The following is an 8,454-nucleotide window of genomic DNA, read 5'->3' as shown; positions in this document are numbered from 1 at the left end:
ATCGAATAAATCTTTTTGTCTATTCTCAACGAGTGCCCACACAGATTGCATAGGTCAAATTGTTAAAGAGCGCCGCTCAATCTTGAGCGGGAGTGGCATTTTACGCCACCTCGGCAATGAGTCAAGCGTTTTGTTTTGCTCGTTTGTTTTGCCGTTGTTAGCGCGGTTTGCCGTGCCAACGAGAAGCGAATTATAGAGGGTAGATTTTTGGATGCAAGCGTTTTTGTTCAAAAAAATCTAACCGAGCAAATAATCGCCAACTCACTCTATAAAGACAGCTTTTTAGCGGCGAGAGATTAACGTGGGTATATCCGCGATCGAATTAACCACCTCAGTGGCTAATGCGACGCCCTGCTCGGTGATAGGTTTACCAGAGCGAACAAGAAAACGCGTAGTAATGCCCGCAGCCTCTGCCGCTATCATGTCATCTGCTTTATCTCCCACCATGACAGAGTGGACGAGGTCGATATTGAGCTCTTTCGCTGCATCTAGAAGCATTCCAGGCTTAGGCTTGCGACACTCACACTCGATGCGGTATTCCCCGCTTCCTTCGCTGGGATGATGGGGGCAGTAGTATATCCCATCAAAATCGACACCTTTGTCAGCAAAGTTCCAGTCCATCCATTCAGTCAATTGCAAAAAATCTTGCTCAGTGTAGTAACCTCTCGCGATACCGGCTTGGTTGGTCACGAGGACGAGTAAATAGCCTCTTTCTTTCAGCGCCCTACATGCGTCGAACACGCCCTCAATATATTCAAAGCTATCGATACTAGACACATAACCGTGATCGACATTAACGACACCATCACGATCGATAAAAACGGCTGGAAGACTCACGCGTTGTTCCCCTCGGTAAATAATGTTGGGATTATGTCACGCCCAAGACTGACTTGCATCCATACTCCCCTCTTCTATCACATGCTAAAGTATACCCACTTTATTTTCGGTTTATTTGATTATGTGTTCCCAGTTTTCTATCACGCCGATTGGCACACTTCATTCTCCTTTTAAAGAGAAATTTGCGGTACCTCGTCAACCTGGGTTAGCGCCTAACGCACTCGCTTATCTTTACTTGCAGGGGGATGCCAATCAGATCGACGCCGTGCGAGGCATTGAACAATACTCCCACCTTTGGTTACTTTTTCTTTTTGATCAGAACCTAGATAGGGGATGGCGCCCTACCGTCCGTCCACCTCGACTGGGGGGGAATGAGAGAATGGGTGTGTTTGCTAGCCGAGCTACATTTCGTCCTAATGGCATTGGTATGTCAGCCGTAGAGCTGGTTGATGTCACTCAAGATAGCGGGCAAGTCATCTTGGTATTACGAGGGTGTGATCTTGTTGACCAAACTCCGATTGTCGATATTAAGCCATATATTCCTTACTCTGACAGTATTGCCGACGCCCAAGGCGGATTTGCTCAAACCAAACCTACTCCGCTCGATGTTCATTTCTCTGACCGAGCCTTATTGGCCTTATCTCCATATCCTCAGCAAGCATACTATCAAAGCGTGATTGCTGAAGTCTTAGCGCAAGATCCACGCCCGGCTTACAGAAAAGGTCAACCGGATAATCGCCGCTATGCGGTTCACCTGTTCGACTTTAACGTCACGTTTTACGTTCAAAACGAGCAAATCGAAGTGGCTTCCATAGAAGCTTTTGTCGAAACTCCCCCACGCTGTTAATATGCTTGAACTTATTGATCGCCAATATCAACGGATAACTTTACATGCGTACCAGTCAATATCTGCTTTCTACTTTGAAAGAAACCCCTAGCGACGCAGAAATTGTCAGCCATCAGCTGATGCTGCGCGCGGGTATGATTCGAAAACTCGCTTCAGGCCTTTATACTTGGCTCCCCACAGGTGTTCGCGTCCTTCAACATGTTGAGCGTATTGTCCGCGAAGAGATGAATCGTGCCGGTGCCGTCGAAACCATGATGCCTGTCGTGCAACCAGCAGATTTATGGCAAGAAACGGGACGTTGGGAAAAATTTGGCCCTGAGTTACTGCGTATCGCTGACCGCCATCAACGCGATTTTGTCTTGGGTCCTACGCATGAAGAAGTGATTACGCACTTGGCGCGTAACGAAATTAATTCTTACAAGCAACTGCCGCTCAACCTGTATCAAATCCAAACCAAATTCCGTGACGAAGTACGCCCACGTTTTGGCGTCATGCGCTCTCGCGAATTTACCATGAAGGATGCCTACAGTTTCGATATTGATAAAGCAGGCATGGAGCAGAGCTACGAAAAGATGCGTGCCGCTTACTGCGCCATCTTTGACCGTATGGGATTAGACTATCGCGCGGTGCTGGCTGATACCGGCGCAATTGGTGGTTCCGCCTCACACGAGTTCCATGTTTTGGCAGACAGTGGTGAAGACCTGATTGCTTTCTCGACTGAGTCTGAATACGCAGCGAATCTCGAAAAAGCTGAAGCGCTCGCGCCCAAAGATCAGGCTGATGCGCCAACCCAAGCGATGGAATTGGTCGATACGCCAAATGCAAAAACCATCGCTGAACTGGTTGAGCAGTTTGATCTTCCCATTGAAAAAACGGTGAAGACGCTTTTCGTCAAAGCGTCTGAACAGGTCGAGTCTGATCTTATCGCGCTAATCATCCGTGGTGATCATGAACTCAACGAAGTGAAAGCAGAAAACCTACCAGAGGTTGCCGCCCCGCTGACTTTCGCCACCGAAGAAGAGATACGTGCACTTGTCGGTGCCGGTCCTGGCTCTTTGGGCCCGGTAAACCTACCCGCACCTTTCATCGTTGATCGCAGTGTTGCAGTGATGAGTGACTTTGGTGCCGGTGCAAATACCGACGACAAACACTACTTCGGAATAAATTGGGAACGCGATGTACAGCTGGGTCAAGTCGCCGACCTGCGCAATGTCATTGAAGGCGATCCTAGCCCTTGTGGTAACGGCACATTGATGTTTAAGCGTGGCATCGAAGTGGGCCATATCTTCCAGCTGGGCAATAATTACTCACAAAAGATGAATGCAGGCGTGCTAGGCCAAGATGGTAAGAACGCCTTGTTAGAAATGGGCTGTTACGGTATTGGTATTACGCGTGTTGTGGCTGCAGCCATTGAGCAAAACCATGACCAAAACGGAATTATATGGCCTGACGCTATCGCGCCTTTCAAGGTGGCCATTGTCCCCATGAACATGCACAAATCTGAACGTGTGCGTGAAGCGGCTGAAAAGCTATACGCCGATCTCTCAGCGGCAGGTATCGATGTACTCTTTGACGACCGTAAAGAGCGTCCAGGTGTAATGTTCTCTGATATTGAGCTTGTCGGCGTGCCTCACACGGTAGTGATTGGTGAACGCAGCATGGACAACGGTGTATTCGAATATAAACACCGTCGAGAGGGCGAAAAAGTGCCTTTTGCTATCGACGATGCACTGACGTTTATTCAATCCAAGCTTAGCTAAGCCGGAACTGACAGTACCATTTTAATGCCCCGCTCTGCGGGGCATTTTATATTAGCTAATGTTGCATCAGCTAATCGTCTCAAGCGCTTTTTGGTATGCCTTTTCAGCAAAATCCCAGTTGACTACTTGCCACCAAGCATTGACATAATCTGGCCGCTTATTCTGATAACTAAGATAATAAGCATGCTCCCACACATCGCAACCTAGCAGAGGCTCCCCTTTCACCTCAGCAACATCCATCAATGGATTGTCTTGATTAGGTGTCGATGTAATCGCAAGCTGTCCATCTTCTTTCACCACCAGCCACGCAAAGCCTGAACCAAACTGACCAATGGCCGCCTGACTAAAGGCCTCTTTAAACGCATCAAGTGAGCCGTACGTCGCTACAATGGCATCGTAGAGCGGCCCTTCTGGTGCCCCCTTAGGGTTAGGTGTCATTGATTGCCAGTACACCAAATGATTGTAATAACCACCGCCATTATTACGGATGGCAGCAGGCAGCGTTGAAATCTCAGCAAACAAAGCCTCAAGCGATTCACCATTACGCGCCGTCTCTTCGATCGCCGCAACAAATTTATCGTAATAGGTTTTGTGGTGACGCTGATGATGAATGCGCATCGTCGCCTCATCAATGTGGGGCGCTAGCGCATCGTAGGCATAAGGAAGATCCGGAAAAGGATAAGTCATAGTGTCACTCCATTGATGATTAAGACACCACCAGCCTAGATCGAATTGATAACAATTTTCAACCTAATTATCATTAATGATATTTAGGGTCTGTGATATACCGCCGCGCGTGAGATAAAAGAGCATCTATAATCAAACTGTTAGCGCGGTAATAATGGTAGCCCTATGTCAAAAAACAAACCTAAAATTGCCTTGGTACTCACCGGCGGCGGCGCACGAGCGGCTTATCAAGTGGGTGTCTTATCGGCCATCGCTCACTGGTATCCGCGTGTGCACACGAGTCCATTTACCATTTATTGCGGCACATCCGCCGGTGCTATCAACGCGGTATCTTTGGCAAGCTATGCGTCATGTTTTCGACTAGGCGTCAAAAAATTGTCTTGGCTATGGCATCGGTTGAACACCTCTCGGGTGCTCGCCAGTCAGCCCAGTGCACTTATCGGCCATCTTTTGTCGCAAACCGGGCAACGCTTTCAATCTCACTACCAGCCCACTCAGCCTTTCGGGTTGCTCAATAACCGGCCATTAAGAGAGTTACTGAATCAAACGATCAGCTTTAACAAGCTTAACTATCAATTACTGGCTGGGCATTTGAATGGCTTGTCTGTCACGGCCTCAAACTACCAAACGGGGCAATCGGTGAGCTTCTTTCAAGGCGCATCACATATCAAACCATGGGAAAGAGCCCGTGCAGTGGGAAAACGAAGTCAAATTTCCACCGAACACTTACTGGCCTCTTCTGCCATTCCTTTCATTTTTCCCGCCTCCAGGATTGGTCACGAATTTTATGGTGATGGCGCCATTCACCAAATTTCCCCGTTGCGTCCCGCTGTCAAAATGGACGCGGAGCGGATTTTAATTCTGGATCTGACCACAGGGATACGGCGGCCTGAACAAATTAAACACACCGCGCCAGGTTTAGCGATGCTCGGCGGTCATTTAATGAATGCGATCTTTGCCGATACGCTCTCGGCAGACTTAGAGCATTTACAACGGCTTAATCATGTTGCCAGCGCTTTATCTCCCGACCAAAAAGAGCGTCTAGGGCTGCGCCACATTGATGTTCTCCACCTTCGGCCTTCAGAGCCATTTGAACCCATGGCGAACCGCTACTACAGCCATATGCCACTCGCATTGCGCAGCTTGCTTAAACTTTTGGGGATTAATGCCAGTCAAGATGCCACCTTTGCCAGTTATCTATTATTTGAGCCGGCATACCTTCGCCAGTTGATTGACATTGGTTACCGTGATGCACACAATCACCAGTCTGAGATCCTTTCTTTATTGACAGATTAGTTACTTTAAAACAGTATCCTCACTCGCATCCACCCATCGCCATTCGCAAAAATATATAGACTGGCACGATACCTGCTTCATAGATTGAAACCGACGTTGTTACTGAGTAGTTGATCACGCATGAATGCCTCGCACATCAAACAATATACAAACTCTGATCGCGCCCCGCGGATTGTCCCGCTCGGTGCCGATCAACGTTTGTTGTTGTTACAAAAGCTGCAAGGCCACCTTGATATCAAAGTGTTGTTTGAAGTGTATGCGCGTGAACTAGAAAAGCAGATCGATATTGGGCGAATTATTTGGGAGCATGATGATATCTCCAACATCATTCGTCGTGGCGCACAACACACATTTCGTCAGACGTTTTCCATCAAGTTCAATAAGCAGCCATTGGGTGTGTTGCAATACTCTACCCCTTACAAGCTCGACCCAGATGAAATCAGCTTGCTCCATACCTATCACAAGCTGCTCGCCGGCCCGCTGAATAATGCCGTTGAATATACGCGAGTGAAAAACATGGCATTGCTCGATGGCCTCACTGGCCTACATAACCGCACCAGCTTTGAACAAGACCTTCAGCATGCCGTCGCAGTCTGTGAACGGGAAAATATTGGTCTGGTCATGGTGATGTTCGATATGGACAACTTCAAACAAGTCAACGATACCTATGGCCATTTGGATGGTGATAAGGTACTACGTCGTTTTTCATTGCTGGTCAAAGAAGCCGTGCGTGGCAGCGATCGTTGTTATCGACTCGGTGGCGATGAGTTTGCCGTTATCTTGCAACCTGCCAGTAAGAGCTCAGTGAAACACGTGACCTCACGAGTGAAGAGCTTAGTTAGCCAAGATCATTTGTTATCAAGTCACCAGATCAGCGCGTCAGTGGGTTTCTCTGTCTATCGACAAGGTGATAATAACTTGTCGCTCTATGAGCGCGCCGACCAAAGTATGTACCGGCAAAAACGCGCACGTTAGCGCTTTCCTCTCCCCAACGAGATTGGGTATAGTGATCCTCATCATTACTTGAGGAGAACACCATGAAAATAGCAGACTGCTGTGACTTAATTCGCCAACGCTATGCAGAAATTGGCAGTGGCGAACAAGGCTATATACCGGCGGCGATCCATTGCGCATTAAAAGCCCTCAACGATATTGCACAAGACACTGAGATCCAGCAAGCGCGTCGAGAGCAAGCCGCATTTGCCGCGGCCAACTTGTTGATCAGCGATCACGAGGACTAAGATGGATTTAAACAATTACGCCACCATGGACCCTGTCATGCTGATGAGCATCGTCAATATGAAACTACGTGACGAGTTTGACAGCTTAGAGGATCTGGTTCGTTATTATGATATCGACAAAGCCGTGTTGTGCACGCGGCTCGAAGAAGCAGGCTTTACGTATATCGAAGACGCCAACCAATTTCGCTAAGCCCATACCTACGGAAAAAGCGGACACATGGTCCGCTTTTTGTCTGCATTGACTTTCCCAGTACGCTTGTTAACCCAACGAAACCCAAAGGACGGTTGCCACTAAGACAGGACAAACGAACTTGACGTAGACAGGCCATACCTTCCAAAACATCCCCTGCTCAATATCCTCGTACCCTTCACGCAAGGCTGACAATTTGCGGTCACGCGACCAAATCCACCCACCAAACAAGCAGAATAGCAAGGCAGCAAAAGGCTGGAAGTACTGTGTTGCCACTTTCGCTACAAGTCCAAATAAAGTGCCAAAATGAAACACGATAACGGCACTGAATGCAGCAATCAGTCCACCCAGTACCCAACTGGTGATTTTACGGCTTGAGCCTAACCGTTCACTGGCGAGCGCGACCGGGCACTCGAGCATCGAGATAGAAGAAGTCAGCGCCGCAATGGTCATCAACAAGAAAAAGACCAAAGAGACATAAGGCCCTGCAGCGCCCAAGCTTTCAAACAACAAAGGTAACACGGTAAATACCAGTGTATCGGCACTCAGCAAGCTGCCATCTTGAGCATAGATTTCGACGCCCTGATTCATCGCCACGAACATCGCGGGCAGAACCACTAGACCGGCAATGACTGCCACCGCGGTATCTACCAGCGTGACACTCAATGCCATCTTAGGCAGGTTTTCTTTCTGACTCAGGTAAGAGCCGTAGATCAGCATCGAACATCCACCAATGGTCAACGAGAAGAAGCCTTGCCCCATCGCTGCCAAGAGCAGATCTCTGTCCATGATCTTGGAGAAGTCAGGAATAAGGTAGTGCTTTAAACCCTCTGTCGCCCCAGGTAACGTCATGATGTAGAGGAACATCGCGGCAAACAGCACGAATAACGCTGGCATCAAACGGGTTGACCAACGCTCAATACCTTGTTTCACACCTGCTTGCACAATAAAGATCGTCAACACATAAAAGAGGATGGCGCCAAACAAGTTACGTGAAGCCGAGAAGCCTTTTAACCATGCTGCCACGTCGGTAAAGTGCAAGATCTCTGCAACCGCGGCGAGGAGGAATGACACTAACCAGCCTCCAACAATGCTATAGAACGCCAGCACCATACAAGGAACGGCCAGTCCCACTAAACCCACACCGCTTCCTAAGCGCTTCATCAAAGGATTATCACTCAGTGCACGCATGCTATCCAGTGGATTCGCACGCCCATGACGGCCAATCGCCATTTCCACCACCAGCATGGGAAATGCAACCAGCAAAATCATCAACAAGTAGACGAGTAAAAAGGCGCCTCCGCCATTACTGGCCGCTTGAGTGGGAAATCCCCAAATATTACCCAGTCCAACTGCAGCACCTGCTGCAGCAAGAACAAAGCCAATCCTAGTACCAAATAATTCGCGACTTGATGCCATTACTGCTTACCTTATGTATCATTAGACTAGTACATTAAGTAATTCGTCACGATTAAGCAAGACAAGATAGCCTAACTGCTCAATTAATCATCACCAGCTCAGTGTTCTGATCTCATCCAGCTCGCCCGACGTTTGCTCTGGCACCTTGTGAGCGATGTTCAGTGAGCAAATCGCACA

9 protein-coding genes are annotated in these 8,454 nt (G+C 48.4%); 6 read left to right on the top strand and 3 right to left on the bottom strand.

What is annotated here, in order from left to right; translation table 11 throughout:
* Positions 1 to 282: 282 nt before the first annotated feature.
* Positions 283 to 837, bottom strand: a complete 555-nt coding sequence (gmhB, locus tag BZG25_RS10870; RefSeq protein WP_077639060.1) for a D-glycero-beta-D-manno-heptose 1,7-bisphosphate 7-phosphatase — start codon at positions 835 to 837, stop codon at positions 283 to 285.
* Between the two features lie 121 nt (positions 838 to 958).
* Between gmhB and tsaA the strand changes: the two genes are divergently transcribed.
* Both tsaA and BZG25_RS10860 read left to right on the top strand, forming a co-directional pair.
* Complete coding sequence (gene tsaA, locus BZG25_RS10865) at positions 959 to 1,684, top strand: tRNA (N6-threonylcarbamoyladenosine(37)-N6)-methyltransferase TrmO (protein WP_046074199.1); 726 nt, start codon at positions 959 to 961, stop codon at positions 1,682 to 1,684.
* Between the two features lie 44 nt (positions 1,685 to 1,728).
* Entirely contained in the window at positions 1,729 to 3,444 is a 1,716-nt protein-coding gene (locus BZG25_RS10860; protein ID WP_077578853.1) for a proline--tRNA ligase, read from the top strand.
* A gap of 66 nt (positions 3,445 to 3,510) precedes the next feature.
* On the opposite strand, the gene BZG25_RS10855 is transcribed toward BZG25_RS10860, so the two are convergent.
* Positions 3,511 to 4,131, bottom strand: a complete 621-nt coding sequence (locus BZG25_RS10855; protein WP_077578854.1) for a superoxide dismutase — start codon at positions 4,129 to 4,131, stop codon at positions 3,511 to 3,513.
* 165 nt (positions 4,132 to 4,296) lie between these two features.
* Between BZG25_RS10855 and BZG25_RS10850 the strand changes: the two genes are divergently transcribed.
* The 4 genes from BZG25_RS10850 (at position 4,297) to BZG25_RS10835 (ending at position 6,858) form a co-directional block, all read left to right on the top strand.
* Entirely contained in the window at positions 4,297 to 5,427 is a 1,131-nt protein-coding gene (locus BZG25_RS10850) for a patatin-like phospholipase family protein (protein WP_077578856.1), read from the top strand.
* 120 nt (positions 5,428 to 5,547) lie between these two features.
* Complete coding sequence (locus BZG25_RS10845) at positions 5,548 to 6,402, top strand: GGDEF domain-containing protein (RefSeq protein WP_077578858.1); 855 nt, start codon at positions 5,548 to 5,550, stop codon at positions 6,400 to 6,402.
* A 62-nt stretch (positions 6,403 to 6,464) separates the two neighbouring features.
* Positions 6,465 to 6,668 (top strand): YaeP family protein, encoded by a 204-nt coding sequence (locus BZG25_RS10840; RefSeq protein WP_046074194.1) that lies wholly within the window; start codon positions 6,465 to 6,467, stop codon positions 6,666 to 6,668.
* A gap of 1 nt (position 6,669) precedes the next feature.
* Entirely contained in the window at positions 6,670 to 6,858 is a 189-nt protein-coding gene (locus BZG25_RS10835) for a DUF4250 domain-containing protein (RefSeq protein WP_046074193.1), read from the top strand.
* A 69-nt stretch (positions 6,859 to 6,927) separates the two neighbouring features.
* On the opposite strand, the gene BZG25_RS10830 is transcribed toward BZG25_RS10835, so the two are convergent.
* Positions 6,928 to 8,277, bottom strand: a complete 1,350-nt coding sequence (locus tag BZG25_RS10830; protein WP_046074192.1) for a sodium-dependent transporter — start codon at positions 8,275 to 8,277, stop codon at positions 6,928 to 6,930.
* Between the last annotated feature and the right edge of the window lie 177 nt (positions 8,278 to 8,454).

Origin of the sequence: Salinivibrio sp. ML198 (assembly GCF_001996015.1) — a bacterium.
GTDB classification, from domain to species: Bacteria; Pseudomonadota; Gammaproteobacteria; order Enterobacterales; family Vibrionaceae; genus Salinivibrio; species Salinivibrio siamensis.
Note: the sequence above shows the minus strand (reverse complement) of the source record. Positions and strands in the feature narration are given on the sequence as shown.

Bases quoted from the DNA above. Each gene is read 5' to 3' on its own strand.
- tsaA (WP_046074199.1), top strand. From the start codon at position 959: ATGTGTTCCCAGTTTTCTATCACGCCGATTGGCACACTTCATTCTCCT.
- BZG25_RS10860 (WP_077578853.1), top strand. From the start codon at position 1,729: ATGCGTACCAGTCAATATCTGCTTTCTACTTTGAAAGAAACCCCTAGC.
- BZG25_RS10855 (WP_077578854.1), bottom strand. From the start codon at position 4,131: ATGACTTATCCTTTTCCGGATCTTCCTTATGCCTACGATGCGCTAGCG.
- BZG25_RS10850 (WP_077578856.1), top strand. From the start codon at position 4,297: ATGTCAAAAAACAAACCTAAAATTGCCTTGGTACTCACCGGCGGCGGC.
- BZG25_RS10845 (WP_077578858.1), top strand. From the start codon at position 5,548: ATGAATGCCTCGCACATCAAACAATATACAAACTCTGATCGCGCCCCG.
- BZG25_RS10840 (WP_046074194.1), top strand. From the start codon at position 6,465: ATGAAAATAGCAGACTGCTGTGACTTAATTCGCCAACGCTATGCAGAA.
- BZG25_RS10835 (WP_046074193.1), top strand. From the start codon at position 6,670: ATGGATTTAAACAATTACGCCACCATGGACCCTGTCATGCTGATGAGC.
- BZG25_RS10830 (WP_046074192.1), bottom strand. From the start codon at position 8,277: ATGGCATCAAGTCGCGAATTATTTGGTACTAGGATTGGCTTTGTTCTT.